Genomic DNA, 15,457 nt, shown 5'->3' with positions numbered 1-15,457 from the left:
CATGTGGCCGATCATTGAAAATGCCCTGGAACATAACGGTTTGATCACTGCCTTTGCGGTGGTGGGCGCGATCATGTGGTTGTCGGTGGTGCTGTCGAAGTACCTGACCTTCGGCCGCGTGCACGGCTCGGCCATCGCCATCGTCATCGGCCTGGTGCTGGCCTGGGTCGGTGGCACCATAACCGGTGGCCAGAAAGGCCTGGCCGACATGGCGCTGTTCTCCGGCATCGGCCTGATGGGCGGGGCCATGCTACGCGACTTCGCCATTGTCGCCACGGCCTTCGAGGTGCAAGCTACCGAGGCGCGCAGGGCCGGGATGATCGGCGCGGTGGCGCTGCTGCTCGGCACGGTGCTGCCATTCATTGTCGGCGCTGCGGTGGCCTACGCCTTCGGTTACCGTGATGCGGTGAGCATGACCACCATTGGTGCGGGTGCGGTGACCTATATCGTCGGGCCGGTGACCGGGGCAGCGTTGGGGGCCAGCTCGGACGTGATGGCGCTGTCGATTGCCACCGGGCTGATCAAGGCGATCCTGGTGATGGTGTTCACCCCGGTATCGGCGCGCCTGCTGGCGCTGGACAACCCACGTTCGGCGATGGTGTTCGGCGGGTTGGCGGGGACGGTGTCGGGGGTGACGGCCGGGCTGGCGGCGACCGACCGGCGCCTGGTGCCGTACGGGGCGCTGACAGCCGCCTTCCATACCGGGCTGGGCTGCCTGATGGGCCCGTCGATCCTGTACTTCTGCGTACGCGCCCTGGTTGGGTGACATCAATCCCCTGGACTGCGCAGACCCCTTGTAGGAGCGGCCTTGTGTCGCGATCGGGCCGCAACGCGGCCCCAGCGATATCCGCACCGCAGCCAAGATCCTGGGGCCGCTGCGCGCCCCATCGCGACACAAGGCCGCTCCCACAGGTACAGCGACAACCTCGAGAGCAATGCTGTACCTGTGGGAGATTCTATGGTTTTAGGGAAGTTTTTTAAGCGGCTTTTGACCGATACTCATCTCCGCTTTTCAGTAGGGCAAATACTACTCGCGCCAATTTGCGTGCGAGCATGACAAGCGATGCTGTCGTGCTAAAACCACGTGCCAGGCGCTCTTCGTAGTACGATTTCCATACTGCCGTGCGGCATGCCGACATGGCTGCGTTGTGAAGGAGGCGTCGAGCTTCGGGGTCTCCTCGCTTCGTGAGCTTGGATTGCCCTTTTTTCTGCCCCGACTGCGCAATCCTCAGATCCATACCCAAAAAGGCGATAAACGCATCCCCCCCGCTGAAGTTGCCACGCTGAAACGTCGCAGTCAGGCGTGCAGCCGTTAGAAAACCAATCCCCTCGACCTTCATGCAGCGCTTTACCTGAGGCATCAGTCCGGCCTTTTCCAGCAGACCCTTGATCATCTTCTCCACCAGCAGCTCAAGCCGCTGCATCGCACGCAGATGTGTCTTGAAGGCGGCTCTAAGTAGCGGTTCATTAGCCCATCCCTGAGACAGGCTGGTTCGTGCCTGGACCAGTCCCGCACGTCGCCGAAACAGGCTCAGAAGTTGTCGATAGATAGCCGGTGGCGGCGCCCAAGGCGTAAGGTCCTGTCCTTCGTTCTTCAGATAGCGGGCCAACAGCTGGGCATCAATTGCATCTGTCTTAGCGCGTACGTTGACGCCTTTGCGGTAATGGCTCAGGGCGTAACCATCTACCACGTAGATCGTATGCCCAAACTCAAAGGCCAGATCCGTAAACAGAACGTGATAGATGTTGGTCGCCTCGATGGCCACGGACATCGCACCCGAGAGGCCTTTGAGCCATTTCTTAATAGCTGCTTTGGTATTGGGGATTGCTATGAGCTCTGCTGATTCATCGTCCCAGATGACCAGTTCCGCTTTGGCCACATCCACGCCAATCAGCCGCTTTGAATCAGCAACCACCATTGCCATGAGCAACTCTCCTCGATAGTGTTGAAGCACTTGAAGGGTCACCCAGAGGCGCTGGCTTGTGTCTTTCGTCGGTCTGAGCCCGGAAGCATTCTTTATCGGCGCTTGGGTGAAAAGGGAGGAGGGGCGAGATCTCCCACGGTCTGTACTGCGCTAACAGTCAGAAGCTGGCTTTGTCCCTCCTCCTCCCTTCAAGTCTAACCATACAAGCTGGCTTGCCGGCGATGAGGCCAGTCGACTCTACTTCAATGCCAGGTGATATCCCCGGCCTGCCGGTGGAACAGCAACTCTGTCAGGGCCTTGGTCATCTGAACATGATGCACCGCATTGACCAACATATTGATGCCGGGCTCGCCGGCGTTGGCGCAGATGAATTCGTCCAGCGTGTCTTCGATGCCAGACATCAGCTGAAGGGCGTGGATCAGAGCGTCAACCGAGGGCATGTCCTGGTTGATGGTGTAGAAGGGGCGGGACGTCAGTTTGACGGGTGGGTCGGGGACAAGCTTTTTCATTATGTAATTCCAGCTTCTACTTAGAGGAATGGAACTACCACCTGAATCTTTCTCATGGATTGAAGGTGGCAGCCGTACGCGGGTGTGAGAAAGCCGAGAAGAAGCTAGCAAAGACCCGGCCAGGCGAAAGCCCGCCCACGTACGGCCACCATAGAGGTGCTGCTAGCTTATCTGTCGGGTTCTCATGCCCGGTCACCGGAGCGACCCGGAAACGTTATCCGTGAGGTGTTTCCCCGACAACAGCGATAGTTCGGCAGCGCGCGTAGGATAATTCCTAAGCGGGTTCATTCTGAAGCATTTGGTTTCATGTTCAGAAATGTCTTACAGGTGATGGCTTTGTTGGCTTTGTTGGCTGTGGGGTGTAGGGCGAGAGGTTGGAGTCATGGCTAACATGTGTCCGGCACTACATTGTCGGTGCCAGTGAGATCGAGCGCCGCCCGCGCGGCGCTCGATCTCCCAGGCACTGAAAATCTTGTGACGAGCACCCGCAACCCACCCCCCGTTTCGGGGAAAGCCGCTGGGGAATCCTCCCCAATCTGTTTCGTTTGCCGCTGCAACCTACTGAAAATTAAAGCAATCTGCTCCTGGCATGCACCTTGCTCCAGCTCCACGCAGAGATCCTGTGTCCCGGAGGTGCAGCATGTCCATGCCACTCAAAGGCCCCATCCTGTCATCACTCGTTCTGGCCTTGCTCGGCTGGGAGTCGACCAGCGAAGCCGCCGTGCAGTGCCAGCGCACCCTGGTCGCCAACGTTGTGGCGCTGGACCAGCCACTGATGTTCAACCGCCTTGGCGCGCAAAACGCCAACGGCATGATGTTCGCCCTGCGCGAGGATGTGGTGGACGACAAGATGGTCCCCCTCAGCAGCGGCGGGGCGGCGGTACCGGGCAAGGTCACCCTGCGCCCGGACAAGCGCCCGCGGCCCATCGTGCTGCGGGTGGCCGCCGGTGAATGCCTTACCGTCAACCTGACCAACCTGCTCGACTACAAGGCCAACCCCAACAAGGACGGCATCGAGGCCGAAGAGCCTGAGGGCGAAGAGGAGGGGCCGGAGCTCGAAAATGAAGCCGCCGAAGGCTTCGTCGCCGATGAACAAGTGGCCGAACGCATGGTCGGCTTCCAGGTCAACGGCATGCAGGCGGTCAACAGCATCGCCGACATTTCGGCCTACACCGGGCGTAACGGCAACTTCTTCGTCAGCCCCGGCAGCACCCGCAGCTATACCTTGTACGCCGAACGCGAAGGCGCTTTTGCCGCCACCAGCAAAGCCGCCACCTTCGGCGGCGAGGGCACTGCGGGCAACGTTGCCAACGGCCTGTTCGGCCAGGTAGTGGTAGTGCCCAAGCTCGGCCGCACCTACCGCAATACCCTCACCGAAGAAGAAATGCGCCTGGCCACCACCGGCCGCACCGCCACCGGCCAGCCGGTAATCGATTACGAAGCCCGCTACCCGCAAATGCAACCCTGGATCGCCGAGGGCAAGGCCGGCAAACCGATCATTGCCATGGTCGACGGCAACGAAATCATCAACAGCGAAACCGATGCCATCGTCATGGGCCCCAACCCCGATGGCAGCTTCCCCAAATCCACCTACCCGCTGGAAAACCTGGGCAAGCGCAACCCGGCGCTGCCCAACCGCCTGGAGGCGTTCCGCGACTTTGCCTCGCAGTTCGCCGACGAGGTCGCCGGCACCCAGGCGTTCCCGGGCTACTGGGCCGACCCGGTGATGGGCCACGTACTGGAACCCACCCGCGACTCGTTCATGATCAACTACGGTTCCGGTGGCATGGGCGCGGAAGTGGTGGCCAACCGCCTGGGCGTGGGGCCGATGCACGACTGCCTGTCGTGTGCCTATGAGGAGTTCTTCCTCAGTGCGCACACTGTCGGTGACGTCGGTACCCTGGTGGACGTGCCGGCCAACGTCGGCCTGGAGCACATTCGCCCTGGCGAGGTGCCACCGGCCAGTGCCGTCGGGGTCAAGGCCAGCATGGCCCTGTTCCCGGCGGAACCGGCCAACGTGCACCACAGCTACATCGGTGACTTCACCAAGTTCCGCAACACCCACAACGGCCATGAACAGCACATCTTCCACCTGCACGGCCACCAGTGGCTGTTCAACCCCAATGACGACAATTCCGACTACATCGATGCCCAGGGCATCGGCGCGGGGGTCGGCTACACCTACGAAATCGCCAACGGCGGTGCGGGCAACCGCAACCGGGTGGCGGGCGATGCCATTTACCATTGTCACTTCTACCCGCACTTCGCCCAGGGCATGTGGGCCATGTGGCGGGTGCACGACGTGTTCGAGGAAGGCACCCGCCTGGAAGTGAGCGGCCAGGGCGAGAACGGCTTCCACAGCACCCCGTTCGCCCTGCGCAGCGGCAAGCCGGCGGTTGGCGCGCGGGCCTTGCCCGATGGCGAGATCGTTGCGGGTACGCCGATCCCGGCCATCGTGCCGCTGCCCGGCAAGGCCATGGCGCCGATGCCAGGCAAGGTGGTGGTGGTACCGAAGCTGTCCGAAGCGCTGGTTGCCGCCAATGATGACGACGACGAGCCCGAGGAAGAAGAGGATGAAGAGCCAGCCAATCAGGAACCGGTTCGCAAGGCCATCGGCTCGCTGGCGCTGGTCGACCGCAGCGACGCCAACCGCAACGCCGACGGCACCTTGAAAAACCCTGGCTATCCGTTCTGGATCGGCGGCATGGAAAGCAGCGTGGGCAACCGCCCACCAACCCCGCCACTGGACATGCTCGACCCGGTCATGGCACGCCAGCTCAAGGAAAGCGGCAAGGCGCTGTGGGCCAACCTTGACCCGAACCAGGTCGATGGCTGGGATGGCGGCCTGGGGCGCCACGCGCTGGACGGCGTATCTGCAGGCGGCGAGGCCGAAACCACCACCACCAAGCTCGATTTCACCAAGGTGGTACACAAGGCCAAGCCCATCTACCTGCCGGAAGAGGGCACCGATGTCGAGCAGGCGGCCATGCAGTTCCATGCCCAGGCCGAACACCAAAGCTTTGCCCTGATCCCCGGCAGCCAGCCGGTGGCCAAGGCGTTCCGCACCAACGGCGCCTTGCCGACTGCCGGCGCGCCGTTCTACGAGCCATGCATGGATGACCGGGGCAAACGCCTGACCCAATCTTCCGGGGTAGGCGAGTTCTTCAGCGGCGAAAGCCTTTCGGGCCTGAACTTCCGGGGCTCCTCGGCCTTCACCGCCGACCACCCACGCATCTACAAGGGCGCCAACATCCAGTTCGACGCGGTGTACAACAAGGTCGGCTACCACTTCCCGCAGGCCCGCATCATCGCCCTGTGGGAGGACGCCTGGCCGGTGATCACCAAGCAGCGCCCGCCAGAGCCACTGGTGATGCGCATGAACACCTTCGACTGCACCATGTACCAGCACACCAACCTGATCCCGAACATCTACGAGATGGACGATTACCAGGTGCGCACCCCGACCGACGTGATCGGCCAGCACATCCACCTGCCCAAGTGGGACCTGACCGCCGCCGACGGCTCGGCCAACGGCTGGAACTACGAAGACGGCATCCTCTCGCCCGGCAGCGTGGTCGAGCGGGTGCAGGCCATTCGTGCCTACAACGGCTGCACCCAAGGCGATAGCCGCGACGGCACCGCCGCCTGCCCGCAAGCCCGGCAGCACCCATACTTCGGCCGCTTCGGCCGGGCCGACTGGCTGGGCGCACGCACGGCCATGCAGCGCTGGTTCGCCGACCCGCTGGTGAACGTGTACAACGTCGACCGTGGCCTGGGCACCATCTTCACCCACGACCACCTCGGCCCATCGACCCACCAGCAGCTTGGGCTGTATGCCACCGTACTGGCCGAACCGGCCAACTCCACCTGGTACCACGCCGAAACCGGCGAGAAGCTGTACAACCCGGCCACGCGCCAGGACGGTGGCCCGACCTCGTGGCAGGCGGTGATCCAGACCGGTGACCACGATGGTGACGGCAAGAACGACAGCTACCGCGAGTTCTTCCTGGAATACAGCGACTTCCAGCACGCCTACGAGGCCGGTGTGTACGTCGGCGCCGGGCCGGACGGCATCCCCAATGCGCAGTCCTACCCGGCCACCGCCGACAGCTTCCGCTACGCCATCAACCCGCCGGTGCGCGGCAAGGCGTCGAACCTGCTGGAGGCCATCGTCGAGGAACGCGGCGGCATCAACCCGGGCTGCCCAAGCCGGCCCTGCCCGCAGGCAATCTCGGTGGATGACCCGGGCATGTTCGTCGTCAACTACCGCAACGAGCCCCTGGCCCTGCGTGTGTACGACCCGAACAAGGTCGGCCCGGACGGCAAGCGTGGCATGCAGGCCGACGGCCTGGCCGGCGACCTCAGCTATGCCTTGCAAACCCGTACCGACCGGGCGATTCCGGCCATGAACCTGGCTCCGTCGGCGATTACTTCGGCCGTGGGCCCCACCGGCGGCACCACGCTGTTCCCGCCGCACATCAACGCGGCCGGCAGCGAACCGGGCGACCCCTTTACCCCGATGCTGCGCACCTACTCCGGTGACAACGTACGCCTGCGCATGCACGCCGGCGGCCATGAAGAGGAGCACAACGTCACCTTGCATGGCGTGAAGTGGCTGCAGAACGGCACCGGCTACGGCAACAGCTCCAACTCGGGCTGGAAGTCATCGCAGATGATCGGTATTTCCGAGCAACTGGGCTTCATGGCGCCGGTGTCGATGATCTCCAGTTCGGCGGCCACCAACGGTGACTACCTGTATTCCCTGGACGCGGCCCTGGAGGGCTACTGGAACGGCATCTGGGGCATCATGCGCAACTACACCGCGCAGCGTGCCGACCTGTTCCCGCTGCCCAACAACCCGCAGCCGGTGGCCATGCGCAACACCGTCAACTTCGACGGCATCTGCCCGAAAACCACGGCCAACCCCAACGGCATCGGCAGCCGCCCGACCGTCAAGCGCAGCTACGAAATCGTCGCGGCACTGGCCAACGACATTCTCGAGAACCGCAACGGCGTCAGCATCAACGACCCGGCCGGTGTCGGCCAGCATGTCGGCGGCCCGCTCAAGGCCAATGGCGGCACCTTGGTGTTCAACAGCCGCAAGACCGCCATCCCGCTGGTCAGTGGGGTAGACCCCGAAGATGGGGAACCCTTCACCATCGGTGGCCACAGCGCGCCGCTGCACGACCCGACCGCGATCCTGTACGTGCGCAAGGCCGACCTGGACGCCACCACCGGCAAGCTCAAGGCGGGCGTGCCCGTGGAGCCCCTGGTGCTGCGCGCCAACGCCGGCGACTGCATCAGCATCACCCTGGAAAACCGCCTGCCGCTGGTGATGCCGGACCTGCCCAGCACTGCGGTGATGCACAACGTGGTCAAGCGTGACCGCTTCGACAGCGAGGGTGCCACCGCCTTTGCCAACAACCTGATGCGGCCGTCCAGCCACGTGGGCCTGCATGCCCAGCTGCTGGCCTACGACATCACCAAGTCCGATGGCGCCAACGTCGGCCTCAACCCGGTGCAGACCGTAGCCCCGCGTGCCGGCACCAGTGGCGCCTGGCCGACCCGTACCTACCAGTACTATGCCGGCCACCTGGAGCGTGAAGGCAAGCCGGTGTCGCAGCTGGGCCGCACGGTGGACAACATCAACACCACGGCCATCGAGTTCGGCGGCCTCAACCTGACCCCGTCGGACTTCATCAAGCAGCCGCAGAAAGGCCTGGTGGGTGCCATGAGCATCCTGCCGCAGACCGCCACCTGGACCGAGGACAGCGCAACACGGGCCCAGGCCACGGTCAAGGTCACCGGCCAGCCCGACTACCGCGACTTCGTCACGGTCTGGCAGCGCGCGCTGAACATGCGCTGGGCCGACGGCCGCCCGGTGGAGGGCATCAATACCGAAGGCAACGGCGCCGCCGGCGACCCGCAGGACAACGGCAACATGGCGGTCAACTACAAGACCGAACCCCTGTGGCTGCGCTTCGGCATGGCCCCCGACTCACCCTTCGGCCGCGCCGGTGGCCTGGGCTTTGGCGATGTGCCCAATGCCCACATGGCCTACGCCAACGCCCTGGTCGGTGGCGACCCGCAAACCCCGGTGCTGTACGCCAAGCCCGGCCAGCCGGTGCGCAACCATATCGTGATGCCCAGTGGTGGCAGCCGCGGCATGGTCTACCAGCTGGATGGCCACTTGTGGCCGCTGCACAACTACCAGGCCGAGAAGAACGACGTGGACGGCTACCCGCTGAGCCTGCCTGGCATCGGCTCGGTGCGCTTCGGCTACAACCCGATGGCCATGTACATCGGTGCCCAGGAAAGCGTGCTGCCGGCCGCGCACTTCAGCTTCATGCTGCCCAGTGCCGGCGGCGCCAACGCGGTGGCGGGTGACTACCTGTTCCGCGACTACGCCGCCTACGGCAACCTCTCGGGGCTGTGGGGGATCTTGCGGGTGACCAATGAAGCGCCGCCGGCAACGGCACCGGCGCAGTGACGGTAAATGGGGGCGCGAAAATGAACAAGAAGACCCGCCTTGCATGCATGGGGGTAGCACTGGGGGCAGCGCTGATCGGCCTGGGCGTGGCCTATGAAAGCCTGTGGTGCGATCCGCGCGAGTATTTGCAGGGCTCTGCCGACCCGCAGGCCCCGCACCGGCTCAGCCGCGACGGTGTGACCGTGGAGTTCGAGGCCCGGCCGCTGGCGGGGGATGAGCTGCAGGAGGGCAGCTTCGCCAACATCCGTTTCAAGGTCAGCGACCAGGCCAGTGGCCAACCGCTGTCGGGCATGGCCCCGGGGGCGTGGCTCGACCCGACGCAGTCGGCCCCGGAGGGCGACCGCGACCAGAGCTGCAAGGCCCGTGTCGCGCTGTTCCTCAAAAGCAGCATTGGCGCCCGGCCTTTGCTCGACCTGAACAGTTACTTCCTGTTGATGATGAACAAGGACGCCAGCCTGACGGTGATCGACCCGACCGTATCGGTGGGCGGCGTGACCAGCACCATGGCCCGCATCGACCTGCCTGGGCGGCCCATGGACTGGGTAGCCACCGCTGACGACAGGCAGGTGTTCGTGTCTATTCCCGAGCGCGGCAAGGTCTCGGTGATCGACACCGAGACCTTCACCCGCGTGGCCGACCTGGACGCTGGCGACCAGCCGCTGCGCGTGGCCCTGCAACCGGACCAGCACCGGCTTTGGGTAGGCAACAACAGCAGCGACCCGGCCAAGGGCGGGGTAACGGTGATAGACGTACCGGGGCGCAACACCCTGAAAACCTTCAACACCGGCGGCGGCCACCACGAAATCGCCTTCAGTGGTGACTCCCGCTACGCCTATGTCAGCAACCGCGACAGCGGCACCCTGAGCGTGATCGATATCCCGGAAATGCGCCTGGCCAAGACCATCAAGGTTGGCCCGCACCCGCTGTCGGTCAGCTATTCGGCGTTGTCCCAGGCGGTGTACGTGGTCGATGGCGAGGAGGGCAGCGTGCGCGTGTTCGATGCCCGCAACCACCAGCTGCGCCACACGGTCCAGGCCGAGCAGGGCCTGGGGCCGATGCGTTTCAGCAGCGATGGCCGCTATGGCATCGTGCTCAACACCCTGGAGAACCAGGCCCTGGTGATCGACGCCAGTACCGACAAGCTGATCCACCGGATCCCGGTGGCGGCCGAACCGTATCAGCTCACTTTCACCAAGGGCTATGCCTACGTGCGCGGCCTGGCTTCACCGAAGGTGAGCATGATCAACCTGGCCAGCCTGGGCGAAGGGCGTTCGCCGATCATCCAGGGCTTCGAGGCCGGCCCGGCGGCGCCACGCCAGGCTGGCGACCTGCCGCTGGCTCAGGGGCTGTCGGTGTCGCGCGACGACAATTCGGTGTTCGTGGTCAACCCGGTGGACAACACCACCTACTTCTACGCCGAAGGCATGAACGCACCGATGTCCGGCTACAACAACCGTGGCCACCAGGCCCGTGCCGCCATCGTCGTCGACCGCAGCCTGCGCGAGCTGGCGCCGGGCGTGTATGGCTCGACGGTGAAGATGCCCGCCGCCGGCAAGTTCGACGTGGCCTTTTTGCTCAACCAGCCGCAGATCATCCACTGCTTCAGCACCGATGTGGTCGCAGCGCCGAATGCCGGCAAGCGCAAGGGCGCGCATGCCGAGTTCATCGGCCTGGACCGGCCGTTGTCGCAGCACAGCGCCGTGACCGCACGGGTGCGCATCGTCGGCGACGACGGCCTGCCGCGCCTGGGCCTGAGCGACCTGAGCCTGCGCTACTTCCTGGCGCCTTCGTCGATGCCACGCAACCTGCAGCTGGAGGAGGTGGGCGAGGGCATCTATCAGGCAGCGCTGAGCCTGCCCGAAGCTGGTGCCTGGTACCTGCACGTGCAGTCGCCGTCGCTGGGGCGCAAGTTCGCCGAAGAAAACTACACCAGCCTGCGCGTGCTGCCGGCCGCAACGTCCACCGTTTCCGATAATGACGTGAGGAATCTGCGATGAACGCCAAGCATGTTTGCACACTGTTGGCCCTGAGCCTGGCTTTTGCCGGCAACCTGGCCCTGGCCCATGGCGGCCACGACCATAACGGCCACGCCGAACAGCCGCCAGCGGCGCGCCAGGAAAAGGCCAGCGTGCGCTTTGCCGATGTCTCGCTGCTGAACCAGGACGGCATGCCGGTACGCCTGGAAAAAGACCTGGTAGGCGACCACCTGGTGGTCATGGGCTTTATCTACACCAGCTGCACCACGGTGTGCCCGGTGGTGTCGTCGATCATGGGCAAGGTCCAGCAGCAACTGGGTGGCCGGGTGGGGCAAGACATTCACCTGGTATCGATCAGCGTCGACCCGCAACGTGACGACGCCAAGCGCCTGCAGGATTACGCCAAGGCCTTCCAGAAGGGGCCGGGCTGGAGCTGGCTGACCGGCACGCCATATGCCATCAGCGAAACCCTCAAGGGCCTGGGCAGCTTCAGCGCCGACCTCAGCCAGCACCCGCCGCTGATCCTGGTGGGGGACGGGCGCACCGGCCACTGGACGCGCTACTACGGCTTCACCGACCCGGCAGTGCTGATCGACGAAATCAACCGCCTCGGCGCCCGCCGGGTGCATGCCAAGAGCACGGCGATTGCCGACCATCACGAGGTGCAACCATGAGCCTGGTAAGCTCCCGCCGCGCAGGCATGCGCGGTCTTGACTGGCTGATGCTGGGTGGCTGCCTGTGGATCCTCGCCTCGGTGGCGTTCGCCCATGATGGCCATGCCCCGCAGGCGCCAGAACCGCAGCCGGCACCGCAGGCGATGACCAGTGGCGGCGGTACCCGCGATGCCCAGGCTTGGTTCACCGACACTGTGCTCAAGGACCAGAATGGCCGCGAGCTGCGCTTCTACAGCGATGTGCTCAAGGACAAGGTGGTGATGCTCAACGTGATCTTCACCCATTGCACCGACGCCTGCCCGCTGATTACCCGCAAGTTGCGCGAAGTGCGCGAGACAATGGGGCCGCAGCTGGCCAGCCAGGTGACCTTCGTGTCGATCAGCAGCGACCCGCTCAATGACACCCCCGAAGTGCTCAAGGCGTTTGCCGGGAAGCAGGGCGTGGATGGGCCCAACTGGTTGTTCCTGACCGGTGACAAGGCCAATGTCGACCTGGTGCTCGGGCGTATCGGCCAGTTCCTGCCCAGCCCCGAGCAGCATTCGACACAGCTGATTGCCGGCGATGTGGCCGGCAAGCGCTGGAGCAAGATCCGCCCGGATGCACCGCCGGCGGCGATTGCCCAGCGCATGCAGTTGCTGGCACTGCCTTTGGCAGGGCGGTGAGTATCATGCGATCCCTGCGGCATTGGCCTCTGTGGCATCTGCCACTCTGGGAACTCGCTTTGTGGATGCGGTCTTTGTGGGAGCGGCCTTGCGTCGCGAAAGGAGCGCGCAGCGCTCCCCGTTATCTGGGTTGGTGCAACTATCGCCGGGGCTGCTGCGCAGCCCTTTCGCGACGCAAGGCCGCTCCCACAAAGACCGCTCCCACAGGGCTTGCGATCTGGTTGGCGTTCGTGCTCGGCATGGCACACTTTTCTTCTGCCTTTGCCTTGGACCTGACCGAACATGAACAAGCCGGCAAACACCTCTACCGCCAGGGCGTCTCCAGCAGCGACGCACAACTGCAGGCCCGGGTCGGTGCCAGCGACATGACGGTCCCCGCCAGCGTGCTGCCCTGTGCCAGCTGCCACGGCAACGATGGCCGCGGCCGTGCCGAAGGGGGCGTACGCCCGCCCAGCCTCGACTGGCAGCGCCTGGCGCTAGGCCAGGGCGAACGCGAGGTCAACGGCCGCCGCTATCCGGCCTACACCGACAGCAGCCTGGCCCGGGCGATTCAGCACGGCGTCGACCCGGCAGGCAATCGCCTGGACCCGGCCATGCCGCGCTTCGAACTCACCTTGGCCGACCAGCGCAACCTCACGGCCTACCTCAAGCGCCTGGCCCAGGAGCGCGACCCCGGCGTGGAGGAGGGCGTGCTGCGCCTGGGGACCTTGCTGCCGGCATCCGGCCCGCTGACCGAGGCCGGGCAGGTGGTGCGTGCGGTGCTGGAAGACGGCCTGACGCAACTCAACCAGCAGGGTGGCATCCACGGGCGACGCCTGGAGCTGGTGGTGCTCGACCCGGGATCCGACCCGGCCAGCGCCGAACGGGCGCTGAAGCAGTTGCTGGAGCAGGAGCAGGTGTTCGCCCTGATCGCGCCATTGGCACCCATGCTCGACCAGCGCCTGGCAACCTTGCTGGCGCCCCACAATGTACCGCTGATCGGCAGCACCCCACGCAGCGGCGGCAGCCCACAGATTTTTGACCCGTTGCCCGGCTTGCCCGCGCAATTGCTGAGCCTGGCCGGCCACGCCCGCGCGGCACTGGGGCTGGCTGCCAACGACCTGCGTGTGGTGTATGCCGGCAATGAACAAGCGGCGTTGGCCGAACAGGTGCGCGAACGCCTTGAGCAGCAGGGCTGGTCACCACCTGCGGCCCAGGCCTTTGCTGGCCAGGCCGTGGACGGGCAGGGCATTGTCTTCCTCGGCCGTGCCCAGGCCTTTGCCGAACTGGCTTCGGCGCTGCAGTCAGCCGGCCGCCAGCCATACCTGTTTGCCGCCTCCAGCCAGGTGACCGGCGCCGTGGCGCGCTTGCCCGAGTTTTGGTCGCAACGGGTGTTCCTGGCTTATCCCTACGTGCCTGGGGACTGGACCGAACAGGGCCAGGCGATTCTGGCCGGCCTGCAGCAGCGCCAGGGCCTCGACCCTCGCCAGGCGTCGTTGCAGGTCAACACCCTGTGCGCGCTGCGCCTGCTGAGTGAAGCGTTGAAGCAGACAGGCCGCGACACCAGCCGCGAGCAGCTGATTGCCGCGCTGGAAGGCCTGCATGATGTGTCCACCGGCCTGACCCCGGCCCTGGGCTTTGGCCCCGGTCGCCGCCAGGGCATGGCCGGTGCCCATGTGGTGGCGGTGGCCCTGCCCGGGCCGCGCTTCACCGCGGTCACCCCGTACCGGCCACTGCCGGACAGCCCTTGAGCGGAGGTTGCCATGCGCGTTCTGTTGTTGTGCCTGTTGCAGGTGTTGGCCAAGGCAAGCTGGGCCGATATGCCGGCGGCGCGGGTCAATGGTGTAGAGATCGAGACGATGCGCCTGGAGCGCTATTTCAGCGAATACCTGGATGCCCAGGGCCGCGCGGTGGCCAGTATCCGCAACCCGAACCTGTACCAGCGCCTGCGCGACCAGGCACTGAATGAACTGATCGACAAGGAGCTGTTGTGGCAGGAGGCCCAGCGCCGCGGCATAGCCATCAGCGACGAGCAGGTGTCGGCGCATGTGGGCGAGGTAGAGGCCGCGCTTGGCAGCCCGGCAATCTTTGAACGGCGGCTGGCGGAAGCGGGCTTCGATAGGGCACAGTACAATGAGTACACCCGGCGCGAGCTGGCCGCGCAGCAGGTGTATGCCCAGCTCAGCGCTGTCGCCGCGCCCAGCCAGGCCGAAGTGGAGGCGTTCTACGATGCCAGCCTGGAAACCCTGCAAGGAGTGCAGAAACAAAATGACGAACCTTCGGTCATACGCGAACAGGGACTGGTTCAAGCCAGGGCCACGCTCATCGGGCAGCGGGAGGCGCAGGCGCGCCAGTCCGTGCGCCAACGTTTGCGTGCGTCCGCTATCGTGGAGATTGCCGACTGAGGTGACTGATGGCGTTTCCCCAATCATGGGGAATAACGATCTGGCAGTGTGCCATCAGTTTCCCCGCATGTGGGGAACCGGGCCGGTGCGCCTGCCCGCCGCGTTACGGATGTTGATCGGTACCCTTGGCTAATCAATGACTTACAGTGAGTGCAGCATGACTTTTCCCGCCTGGCACGAAGCCTGCTCAAGCCTCTACAGGGGCGCACTTCGCAGACCGGGTTACCGGGCAGTTCTTGGGAGTCGACCTTGGTGAACAGAGTATTGGTAGTCGATGACGAACAGACTCTTGCGCAGAACCTGCAAGCGTACCTGCAGGCGCAAGGCCTGGAAGTTCATGTTGCCCACGACGGTGCCAGTGGTATCGAGCAGGCTGCAAGCCTGGCACCGCAAGTGATCGTGCTGGATTACCGCTTGCCCGACATGGAGGGTTTTCAGGTTCTGGAGACCGTACGCAGGAACAGGCAGTGCCACTTCGTGCTGATTACCGCCCACCCCACCGTCGAGGTGCGTGAGCGGGCCGCCGAACTGGGTGTGAGCCATGTCCTGTTCAAGCCGTTCCCGTTGGTGGAACTGGCCCGTGCAGTCTTCGACCTGATGGGCATCGAGCGCCGGCGCAGGGCCACGGACAACCCGGCTGAAGGGTTTGTCGAACGACGCCAGAACAGGAACGAATCGTTCCCCCTGCAGTTGTACGATGGAAGCTGGGTATTGGCCGACCGCCGACGCAACGGCGCCAAGCCCCCGGGGCCCGACGACGATCAACTGCTCACAGGGGAATAGCGGCGCCCGCACCCCTGGCCGAGCCAGCCTGCGACGCGCCCCTGAGCGGAGTCG

Annotated in this window: 10 protein-coding genes; 8 read left to right on the top strand and 2 right to left on the bottom strand. The window is 64.7% G+C overall.

The features are described 5' to 3' along the window. Nucleotide 1: 1 nt before the first annotated feature. Entirely contained in the window at nucleotides 2–766 is a 765-nt protein-coding gene (madM, locus tag NY023_RS15545; RefSeq protein ID WP_208209134.1) for a malonate transporter subunit MadM, read from the top strand. Nucleotides 767–977: 211 nt separating this feature from the next. Here the strand turns inward: madM and NY023_RS15540 are convergent, their stop codons facing one another. Together NY023_RS15540 and NY023_RS15535 are read right to left on the bottom strand one after the other, a co-directional pair. Next, nucleotides 978–1,925, bottom strand: a complete 948-nt coding sequence (locus tag NY023_RS15540) for an IS110 family transposase (protein ID WP_038408539.1) — start codon at nucleotides 1,923–1,925, stop codon at nucleotides 978–980. 242 nt (nucleotides 1,926–2,167) lie between these two features. Beyond that, nucleotides 2,168–2,434 carry a hypothetical protein gene (locus NY023_RS15535; RefSeq protein WP_013972872.1) on the bottom strand — a complete coding sequence of 89 codons (267 nt, stop codon included), beginning with the start codon at nucleotides 2,432–2,434 and terminating at the stop codon, nucleotides 2,168–2,170. Nucleotides 2,435–3,074: 640 nt separating this feature from the next. Between NY023_RS15535 and mnxG the strand changes: the two genes are divergently transcribed. The 7 genes from mnxG to NY023_RS15500 all read left to right on the top strand — a co-directional run bounded on the left by mnxG (nucleotide 3,075) and on the right by NY023_RS15500 (nucleotide 15,403). Next, the gene (gene mnxG / locus NY023_RS15530) at nucleotides 3,075–8,924 is read left to right on the top strand and encodes a manganese-oxidizing multicopper oxidase MnxG (RefSeq protein ID WP_013972871.1); all 5,850 of its coding nucleotides are present in this window, start codon (nucleotides 3,075–3,077) and stop codon (nucleotides 8,922–8,924) included. Between the two features lie 20 nt (nucleotides 8,925–8,944). Continuing rightward, a complete protein-coding gene (locus NY023_RS15525; protein ID WP_013972870.1) occupies nucleotides 8,945–10,921 on the top strand; it encodes a YncE family protein in 1,977 nt (658 codons plus the stop codon). Next, nucleotides 10,918–11,574 carry an SCO family protein gene (locus NY023_RS15520; protein ID WP_013972869.1) on the top strand — a complete coding sequence of 219 codons (657 nt, stop codon included), beginning with the start codon at nucleotides 10,918–10,920 and terminating at the stop codon, nucleotides 11,572–11,574. Before NY023_RS15525 ends, NY023_RS15520 begins: the two co-directional genes overlap by 4 nt. After that, nucleotides 11,571–12,236 carry an SCO family protein gene (locus NY023_RS15515; protein ID WP_023662894.1) on the top strand — a complete coding sequence of 222 codons (666 nt, stop codon included), beginning with the start codon at nucleotides 11,571–11,573 and terminating at the stop codon, nucleotides 12,234–12,236. The genes NY023_RS15520 and NY023_RS15515 overlap by 4 nt, the downstream gene beginning before the upstream one ends. A 239-nt stretch (nucleotides 12,237–12,475) precedes the next feature. Further along, nucleotides 12,476–13,966: an ABC transporter substrate-binding protein gene (locus NY023_RS15510; RefSeq protein WP_193384119.1), complete on the top strand. Its 1,491-nt coding sequence runs from the start codon at nucleotides 12,476–12,478 to the stop codon at nucleotides 13,964–13,966. Between the two features lie 12 nt (nucleotides 13,967–13,978). Continuing rightward, entirely contained in the window at nucleotides 13,979–14,620 is a 642-nt protein-coding gene (locus NY023_RS15505; RefSeq protein WP_013972866.1) for a SurA N-terminal domain-containing protein, read from the top strand. A 249-nt stretch (nucleotides 14,621–14,869) separates the two neighbouring features. Continuing rightward, on the top strand, nucleotides 14,870–15,403 hold the full coding sequence (locus NY023_RS15500; RefSeq protein ID WP_031325917.1) for a response regulator: 534 nt from the start codon (nucleotides 14,870–14,872) through the stop codon (nucleotides 15,401–15,403). Nucleotides 15,404–15,457: the final 54 nt, after the last annotated feature.

This window comes from Pseudomonas sp. NBB (assembly GCF_032701105.1).
GTDB classification, from domain to species: domain Bacteria; phylum Pseudomonadota; class Gammaproteobacteria; order Pseudomonadales; family Pseudomonadaceae; genus Aquipseudomonas; species Aquipseudomonas asiatica.
This window is presented reverse-complemented; position numbering and strand designations above follow the sequence as displayed.